The sequence below is a fragment of the Micromonospora sp. WMMA1363 genome, from assembly GCF_030345795.1.
GTDB lineage: Bacteria > Actinomycetota > Actinomycetes > Mycobacteriales > Micromonosporaceae > Micromonospora.
On sequence record NZ_JAUALB010000001.1, the window covers coordinates 2,478,976 to 2,496,077 of the forward strand.

General features: G+C 67.6%; 24 protein-coding genes and 2 pseudogenes. 6 read left to right on the forward strand and 20 right to left on the reverse strand.

Features of this window, described 5'->3' with window-relative positions:
- Positions 1–8: 8 nt before the first annotated feature.
- The 14 genes from QTQ03_RS11240 to QTQ03_RS11305 all read right to left on the reverse strand — a co-directional run bounded on the left by QTQ03_RS11240 (position 9) and on the right by QTQ03_RS11305 (position 5,111).
- Positions 9–233, reverse strand: coding sequence for a hypothetical protein (locus QTQ03_RS11240; RefSeq protein ID WP_289277960.1), 225 nt, complete (start codon positions 231–233; stop codon positions 9–11).
- Positions 234–317: 84 nt separating this feature from the next.
- Entirely contained in the window at positions 318–476 is a 159-nt protein-coding gene (locus QTQ03_RS11245; protein WP_289277961.1) for a hypothetical protein, read from the reverse strand.
- Positions 477–511: 35 nt separating this feature from the next.
- Positions 512–712, reverse strand: coding sequence for a hypothetical protein (locus QTQ03_RS11250; protein ID WP_289277962.1), 201 nt, complete (start codon positions 710–712; stop codon positions 512–514).
- A gap of 96 nt (positions 713–808) precedes the next feature.
- Complete coding sequence (locus QTQ03_RS11255; RefSeq protein WP_289277963.1) at positions 809–976, reverse strand: hypothetical protein; 168 nt, start codon at positions 974–976, stop codon at positions 809–811.
- Between the two features lie 356 nt (positions 977–1,332).
- A complete protein-coding gene (locus QTQ03_RS11260) occupies positions 1,333–1,503 on the reverse strand; it encodes a hypothetical protein (RefSeq protein WP_289277964.1) in 171 nt (56 codons plus the stop codon).
- A 95-nt stretch (positions 1,504–1,598) separates the two neighbouring features.
- A complete protein-coding gene (locus QTQ03_RS11265; protein ID WP_289277965.1) occupies positions 1,599–1,760 on the reverse strand; it encodes a hypothetical protein in 162 nt (53 codons plus the stop codon).
- Between the two features lie 14 nt (positions 1,761–1,774).
- A complete protein-coding gene (locus tag QTQ03_RS11270) occupies positions 1,775–2,950 on the reverse strand; it encodes a hypothetical protein (protein WP_289277966.1) in 1,176 nt (391 codons plus the stop codon).
- 18 nt (positions 2,951–2,968) lie between these two features.
- Positions 2,969–3,637, reverse strand: coding sequence for an NUDIX domain-containing protein (locus QTQ03_RS11275; RefSeq protein WP_289277967.1), 669 nt, complete (start codon positions 3,635–3,637; stop codon positions 2,969–2,971).
- Positions 3,637–3,945, reverse strand: a complete 309-nt coding sequence (locus QTQ03_RS11280; RefSeq protein ID WP_289280772.1) for a hypothetical protein — start codon at positions 3,943–3,945, stop codon at positions 3,637–3,639. Before QTQ03_RS11280 ends, QTQ03_RS11275 begins: the two co-directional genes overlap by 1 nt.
- A gap of 23 nt (positions 3,946–3,968) precedes the next feature.
- A complete protein-coding gene (locus QTQ03_RS11285; RefSeq protein ID WP_289277968.1) occupies positions 3,969–4,145 on the reverse strand; it encodes a hypothetical protein in 177 nt (58 codons plus the stop codon).
- Positions 4,142–4,297, reverse strand: coding sequence for a hypothetical protein (locus QTQ03_RS11290; protein ID WP_289277969.1), 156 nt, complete (start codon positions 4,295–4,297; stop codon positions 4,142–4,144). The genes QTQ03_RS11285 and QTQ03_RS11290 overlap by 4 nt, the downstream gene beginning before the upstream one ends.
- 48 nt (positions 4,298–4,345) lie before the next feature.
- Positions 4,346–4,672, reverse strand: coding sequence for a hypothetical protein (locus tag QTQ03_RS11295; RefSeq protein ID WP_289277970.1), 327 nt, complete (start codon positions 4,670–4,672; stop codon positions 4,346–4,348).
- Positions 4,669–4,812 carry a hypothetical protein gene (locus tag QTQ03_RS11300; protein ID WP_289277971.1) on the reverse strand — a complete coding sequence of 48 codons (144 nt, stop codon included), beginning with the start codon at positions 4,810–4,812 and terminating at the stop codon, positions 4,669–4,671. Before QTQ03_RS11300 ends, QTQ03_RS11295 begins: the two co-directional genes overlap by 4 nt.
- A gap of 38 nt (positions 4,813–4,850) precedes the next feature.
- Entirely contained in the window at positions 4,851–5,111 is a 261-nt protein-coding gene (locus tag QTQ03_RS11305) for a DUF6284 family protein (protein WP_289277972.1), read from the reverse strand.
- A gap of 794 nt (positions 5,112–5,905) precedes the next feature.
- Here QTQ03_RS11305 and QTQ03_RS11310 point away from each other — a divergent pair.
- Positions 5,906–7,270 (forward strand): NsdA family TPR-like regulatory protein, encoded by a 1,365-nt coding sequence (locus QTQ03_RS11310; protein ID WP_289277973.1) that lies wholly within the window; start codon positions 5,906–5,908, stop codon positions 7,268–7,270.
- 5 nt (positions 7,271–7,275) lie between these two features.
- Here QTQ03_RS11310 and QTQ03_RS11315 read toward each other — a convergent pair whose 3' ends face one another.
- The 5 genes and pseudogenes from QTQ03_RS11315 to QTQ03_RS11330 form a co-directional block, all read right to left on the reverse strand.
- A complete protein-coding gene (locus QTQ03_RS11315) occupies positions 7,276–8,181 on the reverse strand; it encodes a phosphotransferase family protein (RefSeq protein WP_289277974.1) in 906 nt (301 codons plus the stop codon).
- The gene (locus QTQ03_RS30325; RefSeq protein WP_353890586.1) at positions 8,171–8,884 is read right to left on the reverse strand and encodes a GntR family transcriptional regulator; all 714 of its coding nucleotides are present in this window, start codon (positions 8,882–8,884) and stop codon (positions 8,171–8,173) included. Before QTQ03_RS30325 ends, QTQ03_RS11315 begins: the two co-directional genes overlap by 11 nt.
- A 375-nt stretch (positions 8,885–9,259) precedes the next feature.
- Positions 9,260–10,660 (reverse strand): recombinase family protein, encoded by a 1,401-nt coding sequence (locus QTQ03_RS11320; RefSeq protein WP_289277975.1) that lies wholly within the window; start codon positions 10,658–10,660, stop codon positions 9,260–9,262.
- Between the two features lie 387 nt (positions 10,661–11,047).
- Positions 11,048–11,442: pseudogene (locus QTQ03_RS11325) on the reverse strand (transcriptional regulator).
- A gap of 167 nt (positions 11,443–11,609) precedes the next feature.
- Positions 11,610–12,116 (reverse strand): hypothetical protein, encoded by a 507-nt coding sequence (locus tag QTQ03_RS11330; protein WP_289277977.1) that lies wholly within the window; start codon positions 12,114–12,116, stop codon positions 11,610–11,612.
- A 43-nt stretch (positions 12,117–12,159) separates the two neighbouring features.
- Here QTQ03_RS11330 and QTQ03_RS11335 point away from each other — a divergent pair, with 43 nt between their 5' ends.
- The 5 genes from QTQ03_RS11335 (at position 12,160) to QTQ03_RS11355 (ending at position 16,557) form a co-directional block, all read left to right on the forward strand.
- Positions 12,160–13,530, forward strand: a complete 1,371-nt coding sequence (locus QTQ03_RS11335; protein WP_289277978.1) for an ISL3 family transposase — start codon at positions 12,160–12,162, stop codon at positions 13,528–13,530.
- Between the two features lie 123 nt (positions 13,531–13,653).
- Entirely contained in the window at positions 13,654–14,226 is a 573-nt protein-coding gene (locus QTQ03_RS11340; RefSeq protein WP_289280698.1) for a transposase family protein, read from the forward strand.
- Positions 14,189–14,839 (forward strand): transposase, encoded by a 651-nt coding sequence (locus QTQ03_RS11345; RefSeq protein ID WP_289280699.1) that lies wholly within the window; start codon positions 14,189–14,191, stop codon positions 14,837–14,839. The genes QTQ03_RS11340 and QTQ03_RS11345 overlap by 38 nt, the downstream gene beginning before the upstream one ends.
- On the forward strand, positions 14,793–15,170 hold the full coding sequence (locus tag QTQ03_RS11350; RefSeq protein ID WP_289277083.1) for a transposase: 378 nt from the start codon (positions 14,793–14,795) through the stop codon (positions 15,168–15,170). The genes QTQ03_RS11345 and QTQ03_RS11350 overlap by 47 nt, the downstream gene beginning before the upstream one ends.
- A 31-nt stretch (positions 15,171–15,201) precedes the next feature.
- Positions 15,202–16,557, forward strand: a complete 1,356-nt coding sequence (locus QTQ03_RS11355) for a hypothetical protein (RefSeq protein ID WP_289277979.1) — start codon at positions 15,202–15,204, stop codon at positions 16,555–16,557.
- Here the strand turns inward: QTQ03_RS11355 and QTQ03_RS11360 are convergent.
- Positions 16,555–16,936, reverse strand: a pseudogene (locus QTQ03_RS11360) (P-loop NTPase family protein); the annotation flags it as partial. The gene QTQ03_RS11355 and the pseudogene QTQ03_RS11360 sit on opposite strands and share 3 nt — an antisense overlap.
- Between the last annotated feature and the right edge of the window lie 166 nt (positions 16,937–17,102).

Genomic DNA, 17,102 nt, shown 5'->3' on the forward strand with positions numbered 1-17,102 from the left:
GCGGGCGGTCAGTAGCCGTGTCGGCGGAGGGCGTCGTAGGCGGCGGCCTGGTCAGCCGGCGCGGCGGAACGGAACGCCCGCTCGAACGTGGTCTTGGCGTCGCGGAACTCGCGGCTGTCGATGTCACGATCAGCGGCGTCGGTCTCGGCCATGCCGAGCTTGAGCAGGGTGCGCACCGCATCCCGGTTGATCGGGGCGGGGGTGGGGGTGGGTTTCTTGCTGAACAGACCCATGACGGGTGCTCCCTTCCAACCGCCAGACGCTCTGGCAGCCACCACCCGGCACCGGGCAACCCGGTGCCGGACGGAGGCGGCCAGTTAGCGGCGGCGGCGCAACAGGCGGGTCAGGGGGCCTTCGGTGATCGTCTGGGTGGTGTACTCGTCGTATCCGCGCAGGTGACGCGGCAGGGTCGTCTCGACCACTTCCACCCGCCCGGAGCTGATCTGGTGGCTGTACTGGCGTTTCGTGCCGAACACGCGGGGTCCTCTCGTAGGGGGTGAGGGCAGGTGGGTTACCGGATGGTCAGGCCGCCCCGGATCTCGTCGGCCTGCCGGCCGACCGTGGCGCGGCCAGCACGGATGTTCTCGGTCCGGCCCGGTGTCGTGTCGCTGGTGTCCTTCGGGGTCTTGCTGCCGGTGTCACGGCGGCCGAAGACCTGCCCGGCCTGAACGGCGACGCGGTCGTTGCCGGATGCGCGGTTGGTGCGTCCCACGGTGGTTCTCCCTTGGTTGTGCCGTCAGCGGGTCTGGCGGCCACCGCACCCCACCGGACCGGCGACGATGATCCGGTGGGGGCGGAGGCGGTCAGGTCAGCGCCGCCACCACGGGACGTTCTTCTCCGCGTCGATGACCCGCCTGTTGGCGGCCAGGTACTCCGGCGTCACGTCCCGGCTTTTGCGACTGACCCGATCCAGCTCACGGCGGGCGTCACGGTGGCGTTGGATCGCGGCCTTCTTCTCGTCCTTGCTCTTGCCCATGTCGGGCGCTCCCTTCCGGCCGTCCAGACGGTCTGGCGGCCACCACCCGACACCAGCCCTCGGGGGTTGGTGCCGGACGGAGGCGGTCAGGTCAGCGGCGGGCGAGTCGGTCAGCCGCGGTACGGCCGGGACTGCCAGCGGGGAGTCGGGCCTCTCGGGTGGCGGTCACCGCGATGCTGGGGCAGTAGCCGCACCGGCCGGTGTTCGCGCAGGTGCAGGCAGGGGGGCGGGTATTCTTGGCCATTCGGATCGGACTCCTGTCCGTGAAGGGCCGGCGGCACAGCACTGGTTTCTGAGGCCGTTTGGGCTGTGCCGCCGGGCGGGGGGTTAGTTGGCCGGGCGGCGTACGCAGGTCGTCAGCGCTTCACAATCCGTGCGGTCGACCCCTTGGGGTACCCGCCCGTTTTCTCCACGCTGTTCTTGATTCGCTCGGCGTCTTTCAGGTCGCGCGCATCCGTGGCCCACGTGCACGTGCGGCCCGGGTGGTTCTCCGTCGCGACTACGTAGTACGGGTCCTTCTTCGCCATAGCTGGGGGTTCTCCTTCGTCTGGTCGCCGGGGTGGCGGCCTCCGCTGACCGCCCGGCCTGGTGCGGGTCCGGGCCGGGCGGCGTACGCAGGTCGTCAGCTCTGGCTGGCCTTGCGCTGCTGCGCGTTGGACGCCTTGCGCTGCTTGATGGCCTTGTCGCTCAACCACGACGGGTTGGCCTTCTGCGCCCGGCGGGACAGGTCGGTCATCTGCCGGTCGCTGATCGTGTTCGGGACGGTGGTCTTCTTGCCGAACATCGGTTCCTCCCGGTTCAGGCGGCGATCGGGGCGGGGGTGGCGGCGACCGGCGTCGCCGCAGCGTCCGGCGCGGATGGTGAACCGGTCACAGGGCGGGGCCGGTGGCGCTTGACGGTGCTCACGCTGACCTGCGCGAGCCGGGCGATGCGTTCGTGGTTGGCGGTCGGTTCGGTGGTGTGCGCGTCGATGACCCGCTCAGCGGCGGTCAGCGACCGGGCCGTGACCCGGGCCGGGTGAACCGGCTTACGAGCCGGGACGTGCGGGGTCGGGATGACCGGTTCAGCGTGGTCCCACGGGTCGGCCGGCATCTCGTCCGGCGTCGGGTCGACCGGCGGCGTGGTGACCTTCTGCGCCTGGTTGGCCTTCCGGGCGGCGGTGCGGGCGGCGCGTTCGGTGTGGTACCCGTCCCATGCTTTACGCGGGTCCCGCTCGTTGTGCTCGATCGACCAGCGGGCCGCCATCAGGGAACGGATCGGGAACATGCGCCGCCGTTTAGGGGAGAACTCCACCCCGGCGTCATCGATCAGGTCCGCGTCCTCAGCGAGGAGCTGCACGTGTTGGGCGCGGCGGGTGTGCAGTCCCCACAGCCACGGCGACAACAGCGACAGCAGCGCGAACGCCACCGCTGCGGCTGTGGGGGCGATGCCGTCGGCGAAGTGGGCGTAGTTGATGGCCGCGACCACCGCTGCGATCACCCACGCGGCGCGGCGCAGGCTGGCGGCGGTGGCGTGGGCCTTGAGCAGGAGGGCGTCGTGGGCGTGCCACTGCACGTAGACGGCGATGGACTCCAACGCTGCGGCGAACGCGATGGCGAACGCCACCCGAGAGGTCGTGTTCCAGTCGGCGGGGGCGATCTGGTTGTAGGCGTAGGCGGCCTGCGCGTACGCCGCGCCCCCGTTGATCAGCAGCAGCGGCAGCACCGGGCGCAGCTTCGCGGCGAACTCCGCCCGCGCCTTACGCTGCCGCTCCCGACGCTCGGCGCGCTCGACGCGGCGAGCGGCGTCGCGGCGGCGGCGCTCCTGCTCATCGGCGATAGCCTGGCGGCGGGCGTGCTCGGCGGCGGCCTCCTGCTGCTCCCGGTCGAGCTGCGCCATCAGCCGGGCGCGCTCCACCTCGGCAGCGGCGGACTCACGTTGGGCCGCCGCGCGGGCGGCCAGGATCGACGGGTCCTCCGGCGGGCGACGAAACATCGTCGGTGTCCTTCCTGGTCAGTCGGTGAGGATGTCGGCGAGCAGGGCACGGTGGGCGGCGAAAACCTTGCCGCGGTAGGCGTCGGCCAGGTGCCGCACGACGCAGCCGTAATCGACTGCGGGCACCCACACGGCGCGGCGGGCGTCGTCGGCGCCGGTGACGTCGGGCAGCGCTCCGACGTGGCTACCGAGGTCGATGCGGACGGGGACGGTGACCATCCACGCCTCATCGGAGGCGCGCGGGTCGGGCACGTAGCGGGCCGGCAGCGTCTTCGCCCACGGGGCGGTGTGGGTGGCGATCAGGCCGGTTTCCTCGGCCAGTTCCCGGAACGCCGCGTGGGTGGGGTTCTCGCCGGGGTCGACGTGCCCGCCGGGCAGCGCCCACCCGTGTCCGTCGCCGCGCTCGATCAGCAGCAGCCACCGCCACCCGTCCGGGTCGCACGCGGTGACGATCGCGTCGGCGGCCAGGGCCTCGCCCCAGTGGCCCAGCTCGTTACGCCCGTACCGGACGCCGGTCGGCGCGTACGGGTTGACCGGACGGCCGTCCACCAGGGGGAACGGGATCGCGGCGGCGGCCCGCCGTGCGGCCCAGTCGATGCGGGTCGGGTCCATCTCCGGGTCCGCCCACGATGCTCCGGCGGCGATGCCGGCCACCACGGACGGGTGGGTGAAGGTGCGGCCCGTCATCAGGCCACCGCCAGGGCGGTCAGTCGGTCGGCGGTGGCCGGATCGAGCGGCGCGGTGTCGGTGTACTCGCGGGCGTGGGCGTAGAACTCCCAGCCGTGCCAGGTCGGATAGGCGACCTGCGACCGGTACGGACGGCCGTCGCTGCTGGTGCCCTCGTGCTCGGCGGTCAACAGGTCCGGGTCGGTGAGTCCAGCCAGGTGCAGCCACGACGTCAGGTCGGCGATGCTGTCGAAGTCGACGGTCAGGGAGGTGCCATCCGAGTGGACGGCGATGCCGGTCGGGTTGGCCAGCAGGATCAGTTCGGCCAGGATCGCGCGGCGGTTCTTGCGGGTCATCGAACCAGCTCCATTCCGGAAGTGGGATGGTCAGCGGCGGGGGTGGCGCGGCGGATGGCGGTAGCCGTGCCGTCCGCGTGCTGCTCGACCAGCCGGCGGGCGACCAGCAGGGGCACGAGCATCGCCGGCGGGCCACCAGCCACGATCAACAGGACGTACCCGGCGGCGGTCACCGGGTACTCCCGGTCGACACGCACATGCCCGCCGCGCCGCTCTGGTCGGGGCGACACGGGTGTGTGGTGTGGTTGGAGTAGGCGGCCAGGGCGGCGAGCACGGCGCAGATCAGCACCGTCCGCTTCACCAGCCGGTCAACGAATACGCCCACAGCGGGCACCTCCCACGGTCATCGGTGTGGTCACCCGCGGGGTGGCGGTCATACGGCGGCCACCGCGGGCAGGAATTCCGTCGGCGTGGTGGCGGTCGGCTCGCAGCACCTCAGCCGCAGCCGGATGCCGCGCCAATCGCCGTGCACGTTGGTCAGTACCTTCGGCACGTCATCGCTGCGGTAGGGCTGGCTGCGCCGGTCCGTGTCCGACAGACACAGGAACCGCACCCAGCGGCGCAGGTCGGCGTGCGTGGCGAAGTCCAGCTCCAGACCCCACGCGTCGGACGCCTCGACCCTGGCCGGCAGCGGCAGACCGTCACAGGCCATCACCGCCGCGGCGGTGAACAGCACATCAGGCAGGCTCGGGGCCGTCACTGGCCACCCCCGGCGAGGGTGGCGGCGAACGTGCCGATCCCGGCCACGACCGACCGCACCATGTTGGCGGTGTCAGTCGGGTTGGTGACCGCGTAGAACACCACGAAAGCGGCCACCACCCAGCCAAGAAGCTTGCGCATCACTACCTCACAAGAAAGAAAAGAAGGGAACAAGGAGGTCAGGCCGCGTCACGACGCGGCACGGCATCACGCGACACGGCGCGGGCGGCCAGCAACGCGCAGGCCTCCCGCAACACCCGACGCCGCGCCCGGCGGACCTGCTGACGAGTCACCTCGGTCAGCCCATTGCGCAGCACCGCGATCTGCGCGTCCAGCAACAGCACCTCGGCGTCGATCAACGGCATCTCCCGCTCGATCTCCGCCAGGTCATCGACGCTCGGCCCGTCCGGGCCGGCGTCGGTCAGGTCGTAGCTGCTCACTTGCGGTTCCTCCCGGAACGACGGACACCCGACGCCGGACGGCGGCGGGCGGTGGACCGCTGCCGGCACAAGCGGCAGCGGTCCTCATCAGGAGCGAGGGGAGCGAGGGAGCCGCACCCGTTGCAGTCGCGCCACACGGCGTTGCTCTTGGTCGTAATCCGCACGGCGGCGGCGATGCTCACGGACATGACGGCTCACCTCTCCCCAGCTCGAATCAGGTCGGACGAACAGCCGGAGCGCCGCCAGGTCGGCGCGCTCCGGGTGGTAATCAGGGCGTGCCGTACTGGCACACCGGGCGACCCTCGGTTGGGCAAAGCGAGCGGACAGGTCTTGCGGCCGGACATGTCACGGCCGACACCCGCAGCCACCCCTAGGTCGCGTGCGTCGGGACCCAATCGGGGAGACGGATCTCCCTGCGCCCCGGACCTCTGTGCAGTTGTCAAGTGGAGCCATGCGCCACGGCGGTCCAGCAGATTCACGAGCGGCGCAGCCGAAGCCACCTCCGCCGGCTGTGGAGCCACCAGCCTGTAGCCTACGTGTTCTATGTGCCATAGAACACGTATACATGCGACCTGTCAAGCACTGCGCCGTGCTCTGTCTGGAAGGTCGCAACTCTCGTGCTTGGTGCTGAGAACCAGCTAAGCCGCTATCGACGCAGGTCAACAGGGAGATCAAGGGGGTTCATTGGAGCGGCCGGGGGGTTCACTGGGGGAGCACTTGCCTCGGCATGGCCTTGACCTTGCGCCTCAGTACACACTTGACTGCGGAGTGCGTTCGACCATCGGGGAGGTAGCGTGCCGAACGAGCTGCTTGCGCAGGCGCTCGGACGAGCTGGTTGGTCCAACAAGGGCTGCGCAGCCCGGCTCCGGGCCTTTGGTGAGGCCAAGGGAGTTGCGGTCCGCTGCACCCATGTCGATGTACGCCGTTGGTTAGACGGTGTACAGCCTCGTCCTCAGACCGCCGTTCTCATCGCCGAAGCACTCAGTGACGCGGTAGGGGCGCTGCTGACGCCTTCCGCGCTCGGCTTTGACTATCAGTCGCACGGCGGACTATCAATCGATGCACTGCGGTATGCCGACGCGCTGCCCGACACCTATCGCAGCCTGACCAGCACCGCTGAGCACGACATTGCCGGCTCTATTGAGCTACAGAAGGCGGCAGCCGTTTCAACCGCATGGACCGGTCCACTCATGGCGTGGCTTCTGTCTCGACCCGAGCCTGTGCCCACCAATTCAACGGGTCTGCGAGTAGGAACGGCAGAGGTGGCTGCCATTTGCTCGACCATCAAACTATTCATGAATCTTGACTTCCAGTTCGGTGGCGGACACGCCAGAACGGCTCTCGCCCAGTACTTCCGGCATGACGTGCTGCCACTACTCGACGGCGGCTATTCCGAGGAAGTTGGACGCAAGTTGTTCTCGGCAGCGGCAGAGGTGGCACAGCTTCTCGGCTGGACAGCCTACGATCTCGGGCAACACGGCCTGGCGCAGCGCTACCTAATTCAGGGTCTTCGCCTTGCTCAGGCAGGCGGTGACCGCGTTATGGGAGGCCGTTTGCTCTCCAACATGAGCCATCAAGCGAACTATCTAGGGCAATACCAGGAGGCGGCCCAACTTGCGCGGGCCGCCCAAGAGGGCACACGAGGTGCAGCGAGCGGCACTGTCTCAGCCATGTTCCTTGCAATGGAAGCACGAGCACGTGCCGGGGCTGGTGACGGCCGTAGCTGTGCAAGCGTCCTACGTGAGGCGGAGAACGTGTTCAACCGTCGTGCTGTCTGCGACGATCCGCCCTGGATCTACTACTTTGATGAAGCCGAGATGGCAGGCGAGGCTGCTCACTGCTTCCGAGATTTACGCTCGCCCGGACTGGCGCTGGAATTCGTGACGCAGGCTATAGAGCTAACCGATCCTGCCTACGTTCGCACTCATGCCTTCATCAGGCTCGTGAACGCGGCAAGCTGTCTACACATAGCAAGGCCAGACGTGGGGAAAGCGGCTGAAGTGGCGCTTGAGGCAATACAGCTCGCCGGGGCGCTCAAGTCGGAGCGCTATCTACGATACGTAAGGGATCTCCGGTCCGACTTCACGCCGCATGCCGGCAGCGCCGAGGCAAAGCGAGCGCTCGACGCCTTCGACGCGGTACTAGCGCCTCAGCGCTAAACTCCCTAAAAGGGCTGCCACCCCGATGTTATGGCTGACTGCCGTAAGCTGGTCAATCGTCTGTCGAATTCCTCAGCGTGTAGGTTGCTTTCGCCTACGTTCTGCATTAGCCAGGTCGTCATTTTGAACAGGTTGATATCCCGAAGCACCTGGAAGCCGTTCCATTCCCGTACGTCCGCCCCGTACGCCTCACAGAACGCCTCATAGTCGGCCGGGCTGTGCCAACCGACCTCGTGCTCTGTAGCCGTCACGGCCAGGTCTACCTCGGGCGGTCCGAAACAGAATGCCTCGAAGTCAATCAGGATTGCCTCCTTGTTGGGAGTGCAAATCAGATTCTTGACGTGGGCGTCTCCGTGAAGCGCGACGGAGGGGCTCGGAAACGAGAGTGCCGCGTACGCCGTTCTCAGGTCGCTTAAGCGAGAGCGGAGGAAATCGACGGCTTCCGGCGGCACGTCCGTGGCCTTATCCAGGCGGGCACCAACCCTGCCGAAAATGTCGAGTTTTGGAAGCGCGACAGCACCATCAATTTCGCAGTTGTGAACGGAGCGAAGCGCTGAGCCGAGGTCGCTGGTGGAAGCCTTCTCGCCGCTGTCGGCCACTTTGAGCCAAAACGTCACGGGATGGTCGTTTATCATAAGCGGTTGCTCTGCCGGATAGAGGCGAACGGCCGGCACGTCACAACGCTCTAGCCAGCGAGCGACACGAACCTCTTTCTCTGCATCCTTCAAGTGCTCCTTGCCGCGAGCAATTCGAACGACTAGAGAGGGATGCTCAACGCAGAAGATTGCGTTCTCTCCAAGCCTCATCAGTCTCACATTGACCGACGAAGCGCCGACGACGGAACAGGCTTCCTTAAGAACCAGTGTTGCTGCTGTTGAGCTGAACGGCTGGGATGCCTTCTTAGTCGCCAATTTGCCCATCCGAGGTGATGTCGCTCGATAGAACCACGCGAGGCTTTCCCGGTAGTCTCGCGATTAAGCCACTGGACTCTAGGATTTCTAGTGCGCGGCGCACTGTGCTACGCGCCGCACTATGGCGCTCGGCTATGGTCTTCTCCCCTGGAAGTTCAGCGCCGACCGGCAGATTGCCGCTACGAATTTCCTCTTGCAGGGAGCGCGCGATTTCTTCCGCTCGACTCCTTGTCTCGTCACCTCCCTGAGGTGAGGCGACGAAGCGGCCCCGACCGGGGATAGTGGCAGTAAAACCCCCTCTGTCGAGGATTAGAAGCGCTTGACGAGAGGTGCCACGCGCAACCCCGTATTGCGTGCTCAGCGACGCCTCGCTGTCCACTCGCATACCGGCCGCTAGTCGGCCGCTTTGGATGGCTTCTCGAATCTCCGCAGCAATCGACTCGGCGCGACTGGCGGCGCGTGGCTGTTCCTGATCCCCCGCCTTCACGAACCGGCCTCGGCCAGCAATCGATTCGATCAGCCCGTCAGCCTCCAACGCGGCCAGTGCCCGACGTGCGGTCACTCTGGATACAGACCAGCGCCTGCATACCTCCGACTCGGGCGGCAATGCCGCTCCGGGCGCTAGCTCCCCGGTGCGGATCGACTCCCGCAGCGTCTGAGCGATCTCGCGATAGCCGGCACCTGAGATGCCTCCGGTTTTCACAGGTCTCCTCGCCGTCGTCGTCTACAGCTCAGGCTAGGCCCCTGCCGGCATCGCGGCCACCGCCAGGGCGGAGACCGGAGTGGTCTCAGTTGCGGTCTCATTCGGGGCCGTACGCGGGGGTTCACCGGAGCATCGACAGTGTTCCGGCCGCAGCTCACGTACGGTGTCGACCCATCCTGTACTGGTGAGCGCAGACCTCGAAAGCGTGTGACTCCCGTGCCAGAAGATGCCCGACAGGACGTCAGGGGGCATCGGGGAGACGCCGGAGACTCGCGGTAGATGCCCGGGTCCCGGAGCAGACCATGAGCGTGCCAGATCAGGCGGCGGCGCCGTGCTGCAAACGGGGCTATCTCGCCGCAAAGTAGCCACACATGATCACTTCGGGATGATCTGTACCGTTCTCGGATCAAAGTACGACTGGCCGGACTTCCAGCCCTTCGGCCTGCCCCTGCCGGCCCGTTTGATTCTGATCGTCATCAACGCATCGACGATCGCACGGCGGCGGTCGAGATCCTTGACGTCCAGATACGCCCTGGCCGGGTTATCAGCGAGAAGAATCGCGACGAGCGCACCATCGGCACCAGACGCCACCGAGGCCGCATCCAGCTCCGCGATGCGCTCATCGAGTCGCCTCGCGTCGCGGCGTACCTCGTCCTCCGTCAACACACCTTCGGTGAGCAGGGTGGACAGGCTCCGGCGCCGCTTGCGTAGCGCGTGCAGCTCGTCATTCACCTTCCCCCCGTCCGCCTTCGAGCGGACGAGTAGGTCGGCGGCATCCTTTCTCGACAGCCGCTCGACCACCACGGCGTCGACGTACTCGTCGAGCTCGGCGGCGTTGCGCACGACGTGCCGGCCCTTGCGGCAGGTGTAGGAGGGTTTCAGTCTCGAGCCGCCGACCTGGGTACACAGCACCGGGGCGCCGCAGACATCACACAGCGCAATCCCGGACAGCAACCAGCGTCGAGCCGATGACCATTGGGTGCGGCGTCCGGGGTCTTCGAGGATCGCCACGCATGCCCGCCAACGGTCCTCATCGACGATTGCCGGCCACGATGCCGGGCCGATGACCTGACCCCGATGCTCCATCAGGCCGGCGTTGCGTGGGCGGATCAGCACTTTCCGTACGGTGTCCTGCCGCCATGGCTTCCCGGTCGACGTGACGAGGCCGCCGCGGTTCCACTCGGCGGCCAGTCCGCGCAGGCTGCCTCCGGCGATCACGGCATCAGTGCCGGTGTCGATCACTGCGGCTTCGGACTCGCGGACCGTCATGCCGTCATCTTCGTAGCCGTACGGCCGCCGGCCGCCCTTCCACAGGCCAGCGGCGGCGGCCTGGTCCTTCTGCCGCTGGACGCGTTCGGCGATGTCTTCGGCTTCCCCGGCGTCGTTCGCGGCAAGGATCCGGGCGATCCGGCGGCCGGCGGACGTGTTGAGGTCGAAGCTGGGCGATCGCATGTATTCGAAGGTGATGCCGTGCTGCTCGGCCAGCTCGATCAGGTCCTCGTTCTCTCGTGGCCGGCGGGTGATACGGCCGGATGTGTACGCGAGGATGACGTCGAAGCGACCGGCGCGAGCGTCGGCGAGCATGCGCCGGTAGTCGGGCCGTGGCTTGCGGGAGCGTGTGGAGGCGCCAAGGTCGTTGTCGCAATAGTCGGCGACCACAACCAGGTCGAGGCGGTCGGCGAGCGCGTCGAGGTCTTCGTCTTGGCGCTCCACGCCGAGGGCCAGGCCTTCACGGTCGCGTGAGATCCGCTTGTACTTCGCCGCGCGTTTCGACATGTGCTTAGTATGTCACAGCGGTACTTTCGCCAGGACGAACCGCTTCGGCCGGATCACCATCAGATCCCCGGCGGTCACCATCACTACCTCGCCACGAGGCCGGCGCGTCATCGTGCACCCCGCAGCGACACGAACCGGCCCGATGCATCCCGGACCGGGGGAAACGGAAGAACGAGCTGCCCGACGCAGCCGGCACACCGACCGTCGGCACCGGTGGCCGGGTCGAACCGGGACTGACACACCTCGCACCGAGGCGAAGCCGGGGCAGCCGAACGCCTACGCTTGGACACGTCACTACCTCTCTCGACAGAGCAGGGGAAAGAGACACCAAGGGGGCGGGGCTGCCGTCCGCCAAGACCAGACAGCCCCGCCCCCAACCTTCAGCGGTTATGCCGCCGCCTTCTTCGCCACGCCCGCCGGGCACGCATCCCGGTCGCCCGCAGCGAGTACGCCATCCGGTTGTTGTTGGTCACGTACGGCGTGACCGTCATCCCGTCGAACTCCACCGCCTCGAACGGGGCACCCGTCGGCGGCACCGGCTGGTAGTCAGCCGAGATCTTGACCATCGTCTCCCAGGACCGCTTGCCAAGCTCCGGGTCCAGGTCCATCACCCGCACCTGCCACACCCGCTGACCGGTCAACTTGTCCTTCGCCGGGCTACGCCGGCCGGTCTTCTCGTCGTAGTCCTCGACCTCACCCAGGGACTCGGGGACCAGGGCGCACCCCGCCGGGAAGACGTCCTCACAACGCACGGCGAATCTCGTACCGCCACGCAGAGCCATCGCTCAACCTCCAAGTTGTTGGCATGTCTGCCACGTGGGGACTCCCAGGTAGACGCCACTTGGCAGACAAGTCGACAGGCGTCAGGAAGCTCGATCTTTCCGCCCACGGTGCGGCGGCCAAGGTCTGGGTGATCTACCCCTGCTTGCCAGCCAGCAGAGGTAGGCCGTCAGAGGCCACTATCCTGGGTTGCGTCACGAATGTATGCCTTAAGAGCCTGGCTGAACTTTTGGCCATAAACGCTGGCGGAATCGATTCGGCCATCCCCTCCGACCTCTTCCTCCAAGTATGCGGAACGAGCGAATCCATCCGCGAGCGTTGCGGCGTATTCGGTGAAGTCCTGAAAAAAGGAAGCTGACGCCCGCAGCCCTACCGCTTCAGCTAGGGTCTGATACACCGGCTTCCAATAGTTCCTGTGCTGCCCATCTCGCCATCGTTCAACCCTGACCACTTCGGGAACGAATTCTGGCTTAGTCAGCATGGAATCGAGGATGCGCGCCGTCTTTACCATGCGCATCCTCCGGCGAATATTGGCCTCCGCGAACATATCGATGGCGTCTGACAGCTTCATCTCACCCGCAACGAGAAGGTCCGCATACCGGCTCTTCGAACTTGAGCGGGGTTCGCGGCTGGAGTCGGCCCGAGTGTGAAGGGCTCGCAGCTCATCGGTGATCATCTGGGTGTCTGAGTCGGATGGTCACAAGTGAAGAGCTGCGAGCATGGTCAACGATACGACCCGGCTGCTGGGGCTGGACGGTCTGGTGGTCGAACGGGTCGAGGTGGACGTCGAGGGCGTCCCGGTGGTGGACCTGTCCACTGGTTGTGAGCAGGCCCGATGCTGTCCGCAGTGCGGGCGGCGGGCGGTCCGGGTGAAGCAGTGGACCACGACTCGGCCGCGGGACCTGCCGGTCGGTGGCCGGCCGGTGCGGCTGCGCTGGCGCAAACGACGCTGGTACTGCCCGACCCGGGCCTGTCCGCGCAAGTCGTTCACCGAGCAGGTTGCCCAGGTCCCGGCCCGGTCCCGACTGACTCACCGGCTGCGTGCGGCGGCAGGGGCGGCGGTGGCCGACGCCGGACGCACGATCGTGCAGGCCGCCCGTGACATGGGCATCTCGTGGCCGGTCGTCGCCGACGCGTTCACCGCCCACGCGAGCAGGGTGCTGCCAGCCGAGCCCGAGCCGGTCACCGTACTCGGCATCGACGAGGTCCGCCGCGGCAAGCCACGCTGGACCTGGGACGAGGAGGCCAACTCCTGGACCACCACCGCGGATCGGTGGCACGTCGGCTTCTGTGACCTGTCGGACGGACAGGGGCTGCTCGCCCAGGTCGAAGGCCGCACCACCGCTGCGGTCACCGGCTGGCTCGCGGCTCGTCCGCAGGCCTGGCGTGACCAGATCCGGGCGGTGGCGATCGACATGTGCACGGTGTTCAAGGCCGCAATCCGGCAGGTCCTGCCGCACGCGCTGCTGGTCGTCGACCACTTCCACATCGTGCAGCTGGCCAACCGGGCCGTCGCCGAAGTCCGCCGCCGGAGCACCCTGACTCAGCGCGGGCGCCGCGGCCGCGGCACCGACCCCGAATGGCGGATGCGCAAACGGCTGACCCGCTCCGCCGCCCGCATGCCCGGCAAGCACGTCGACCGCCTCGTCGACACCCTCGACGCCCTACCCGCGGCGATCGGCGCCCCGATCCTCACCGCGTGGAACGCCAAAGAAGACCTACTCGACCTGCTCGCGACCGCCCACACCCAGCCCGACCGCGAACACGTCCACCGGCTGTTACACCGCTTCTACACCCGCTGCGCCGCCTCCGACCTGCCCGAACTGCACCGCCTCGCCACCACGATCGAGACCTGGTGGCCGCAGATCCTCGCGTTCCTGACCACCGGGATCACCAACGCCGGCTCCGAAGGAACCAACCGCGTGATCAAGACCGTCTCCCGCGACGCCTACGGCTTCCGAAACCCCAAGAACCAACGCCTCCGCACCCGCACCGCCACCACCCGCCGCCACCGCGGACACCTCAACCCCGCTAAATTTCGAAGAGCCGTCAACGGTCGCCGACTTCGGGCTCTGGCACGAAGTTGGTGAAAGCCGGGATCGGCTCGACCCCGGCCGCCGGGTGTGATCCACTATGGACGATCATGTTCATGGTGTGATGATCATAGCTTGGGAGGGTTGCTGCCCCATCTCGCGGCCCTGCGGATCCGGCACGTGCGTGCCGAGGGACGGTCGGTTTGGCTGGAAGCTGACGTTTCGGCTGCTGACGCAGGGTGCCCGGCCTGTGAGTCGAGGTCGGTGCGGGTGCACAGCCGCTACCAGCGTGTCCTGGCCGACCCGGCGATCGGTGGCCGGCCGACGCTGCTACGCGTACGTGTCCGCAGGTTCTTCTGCGACAACACCGTCTGTGAACGGCAGACCTTCGCCGAACAGGTGCCGGAGCTGACCACACCGTATGCTCGCCGCACTCCGCTGCTGCGCGGTGTCCTGGAGAAGATCGCCTTGGCGTTGGGTGGCCGGCCGGGCGCGCGGATGACCCGTCTGCTGGCCGTGGAGGTGTCCCGCACGACCATGTTGCGGCTGGCCCGGGCGCTGCCAGTGCCGGATCCCGGCACTATCGCGGTGGTCGGGGTCGACGATTTCGCGTTCCGTAAGGGCAACACCTACGGCACCGTCATCGTCGACATGCACACCGGTCGACCCGTCGACCTGCTGCCCGGACCGCCACGCCGACACGTTCGCCGACTGGCTGCGCGCACACCCGGGTGCTCAGGTGATTTGTCGTGATAGGGCCAGCGGCTATGCCGAGGGTGCCCGGCTCGGTGCGCCGGACGCGATCCAGGTCGCCGACCGTTTCCACCTGCTGCAGAACCTCACCCAGGCGGTCGACCGGGTCGTTCGTGCCCACCGTGCCTGCCTCAAGGACCGACCCGAGGCCGACGCCGTCGCGCAGCCGCGCCCGTCCACCGAGGGTGAGCCGGGCCGCCGGGCCGAGGTGACCCGGCAACGGCACGCCGAGATCCATGCCCTGCACACCACCGGCATCGGCACCACCGCGATCAGCCGCGCGTTGAACCTCGACGGCAAGACGATACGCCGCTACCTACGCGCGGCGACCGCGGACGAGCTGCTCACCGAGACCGTCCCACGACCCCGTGACCTCGACGAGCACACCGCCTACCTCGTCTCCCGGTGGGGAGCAGGGCTGCACCAACGCGGTCCGGCTGACCACCGAACTGCGCGAACGCGGCTACCGCGGCAGCGCCCGCACGGTGCGCCGACTGCTGCAGACCTGGCGCGACGGCACAATCAAACCGACCGCCGTGACCGCGGTCGCGCCGAAACCCAGGCAAGTGACCGGCTGGATCATCCGGCCCGCCGGCGATCGCACCGAAGATGAGCAGTGCGGCCTGACCCGGATCCTTGAGCGGTGTGACAGCCTGCGCACCGTCGACCGGCTGGTCAGCGACTTCGCCGGGATGCTGCGCCAACGTCAGGGCCAGCACCTGGACACCTGGATCGCCCAGGCCAAGGAAAGCGGCGTCGCGCAGCTGGCCGGCTTCGCCGCCGGCCTGTTCAAGGACTACGACGCCGTCCGCAACGGCCTCACCCTGCCCTACAGCAGCGGCGCAGTAGAGGGCAACGTTTGTCGATTGAAAGCGATCAAAAGGCAGATGTACGGCCGTGCGAACTTCGACCTCCTCCGGCTCCGCGTCGTCCTCGCCGAATAGCCACCGCAGATGAGGCGGAATCACGAACTTCGTGCCAGAGCCCGACTTCGTCGATACCTGGGTCACGCTGGAGGAAGGGCCGATGCTCCTGGCTCTCGTCGGCGTATGGCTGCTCACCTGCCTGCTGTTTGCCGGGCGGGGGCGCGGGACGGTGCCGGCAGGCAGCGCCGCTGGACGGCTACGGCGCATGCGCTACGGCCTGGCACGAGGTCTCAACTGGGTTGCCAAAGCGTACGGCCGGTGGGTCGGACCAGTCGCCGCGACCGTGGCGACCGTGGCCTCGTTCACCTTCCTCACCACCGTGCCGAGCGCTCTCGGCACCCAGCTGCGGCTACAGGCGGTGGCCAGGACCGACGACTACACGTTCGCCGCCGAGAAGATCGAAGCCGATCTCGCCGCCCAGGTAGTGTCTGAGCTGTATGGGCAGATCAAGGAGGAAATGCCGCCCGACTACCAGCAGGCCTTGACAATTCGGCTCCCGGCGCAGGTAGTGCGGACCCGGCAACAGGCGGACCGGCTCGTGGTGCCGCTGAAGGAGAGCGACCCGGCCGCAGCGCGGCGCTTGGCGAGAGAAGAAAGCCGCATCCAGCAGGTCCGGGACCTGCCCGACCGATCGGTCGTTGACGCTCCCCGCGGGAGCGACCCGGTCGACATCCCGACCGACCTGACCGCCGGACAGGCTGCCGCCGCCCGAGAACAGGCCGAGGCGAAGCCGCCGGACAACCATGCCGAGATCATCAACGACAGCGGCAAGGAGATCCTTCTGCAACTGGAGAAGGTCGCCTCCGAACCGGGTTGGAGCGGCCTGCAGGACCTCGTGGGCAGCCGGTTTCCGCTGGCAGCACCGATGATCGACGCTCTTGCCGACGCATGTGACAAGCAACTCCAAGAGGTGTTGCGCCGCAAGGTTCCGGCCCTCGTCCAGCAGCTCATGGACAAGACCACTGACATCAGATCGTCGATCGCCGCGGCCGCGAAGGACATCGTCGCGAGTGTCGACGTCCCGCGTGTGGTGGGCGACCACGTGACGGACGCGGCGCGCCTGGCGGCAGATCGGCAGGCCACACTGGCGTACCTGGATGGCCTGGAGGACCGCCTCAAACGCCGTGCCGACATCGTCGACGGCCTGATCCGGCCGACCGATGACGCGGAGTTCGGTCGCAATCTCAATCGTGTGCTCGGGTCATCGGACAAGCCTCTGCAAACAGGTGTTGTCGACGACCTGCGAAGGACGATGCTCAATCCTGGCAGTCCAAACCGGAATGCCACGATCGTCAAACACAACGCGGCCGTGGCGATCCACTCACTGGGCGTACGTGGCCTGCCGATGATCACCAAGGCTGACATCCGGGCGGCCCTTCCTCTCTGCGGATGCCCCCGCGGCTAGGTCGTCGTCGCGTCCGGTCTGGGGTAGCCCGGCGGCAGCCGCGATGGCCTGGACGGCCTCGTCCAGGGTGGTGGTCTCGGGTAGGACGAGTTCGCCGGGCCAGCCCAGGACGTCGTGAGCGGCGTACCAGCCGCTCATGTACTCGGCGGTGAACTCACTGGCCTGCCGGCGGGTGCGATGCCGGCGCAGGGTCTCGGTCAGGGACACGTCGAGGTAGCAGAACAGCGACCGCCCTCGGTGGCCCTCGCAGGGAGGTCAGCATGCTGCGGTAGCAGCTGCCGTGCATGATGCCGTCCAGCAGCACGTGATCGCCGTGGTCCAGCGCGAACCGGACGGTCTGCGCGATCAGCGAAGACGCGATGCCGCCGGACAGGTCCCGGGGGTGGGCCAGGGGTGGGCCCGGCGCCGGCCGTCAGACGTACCACTCGACCCACATCGCGTTCCCAGTTTCTCCCGTCGTTCCGGGGGTGATGCCGACCTCGCGCAGGCCCTCGCCGATCCCTCCAGAGGCCGGTCGGAGACCGACCGGTACGCCACCTGAGCGC

What these genes read in the sequence shown, in the direction of transcription:
- QTQ03_RS11240 (WP_289277960.1), bottom strand. Translation starts at nt 233, where the DNA reads ATGGGTCTGTTCAGCAAGAAACCCACCCCCACCCCCGCCCCGATCAAC.
- QTQ03_RS11255 (WP_289277963.1), bottom strand. Translation starts at nt 976, where the DNA reads ATGGGCAAGAGCAAGGACGAGAAGAAGGCCGCGATCCAACGCCACCGT.
- QTQ03_RS11260 (WP_289277964.1), bottom strand. Translation starts at nt 1,503, where the DNA reads ATGGCGAAGAAGGACCCGTACTACGTAGTCGCGACGGAGAACCACCCG.
- QTQ03_RS11265 (WP_289277965.1), bottom strand. Translation starts at nt 1,760, where the DNA reads ATGTTCGGCAAGAAGACCACCGTCCCGAACACGATCAGCGACCGGCAG.
- QTQ03_RS11270 (WP_289277966.1), bottom strand. Translation starts at nt 2,950, where the DNA reads ATGTTTCGTCGCCCGCCGGAGGACCCGTCGATCCTGGCCGCCCGCGCG.
- QTQ03_RS11275 (WP_289277967.1), bottom strand. Translation starts at nt 3,637, where the DNA reads ATGACGGGCCGCACCTTCACCCACCCGTCCGTGGTGGCCGGCATCGCC.
- QTQ03_RS11300 (WP_289277971.1), bottom strand. Translation starts at nt 4,812, where the DNA reads ATGCGCAAGCTTCTTGGCTGGGTGGTGGCCGCTTTCGTGGTGTTCTAC.
- QTQ03_RS11320 (WP_289277975.1), bottom strand. Translation starts at nt 10,660, where the DNA reads ATGTCGAAACGCGCGGCGAAGTACAAGCGGATCTCACGCGACCGTGAA.
- QTQ03_RS11330 (WP_289277977.1), bottom strand. Translation starts at nt 12,116, where the DNA reads ATGATCACCGATGAGCTGCGAGCCCTTCACACTCGGGCCGACTCCAGC.
- QTQ03_RS11335 (WP_289277978.1), top strand. Translation starts at nt 12,160, where the DNA reads ATGGTCAACGATACGACCCGGCTGCTGGGGCTGGACGGTCTGGTGGTC.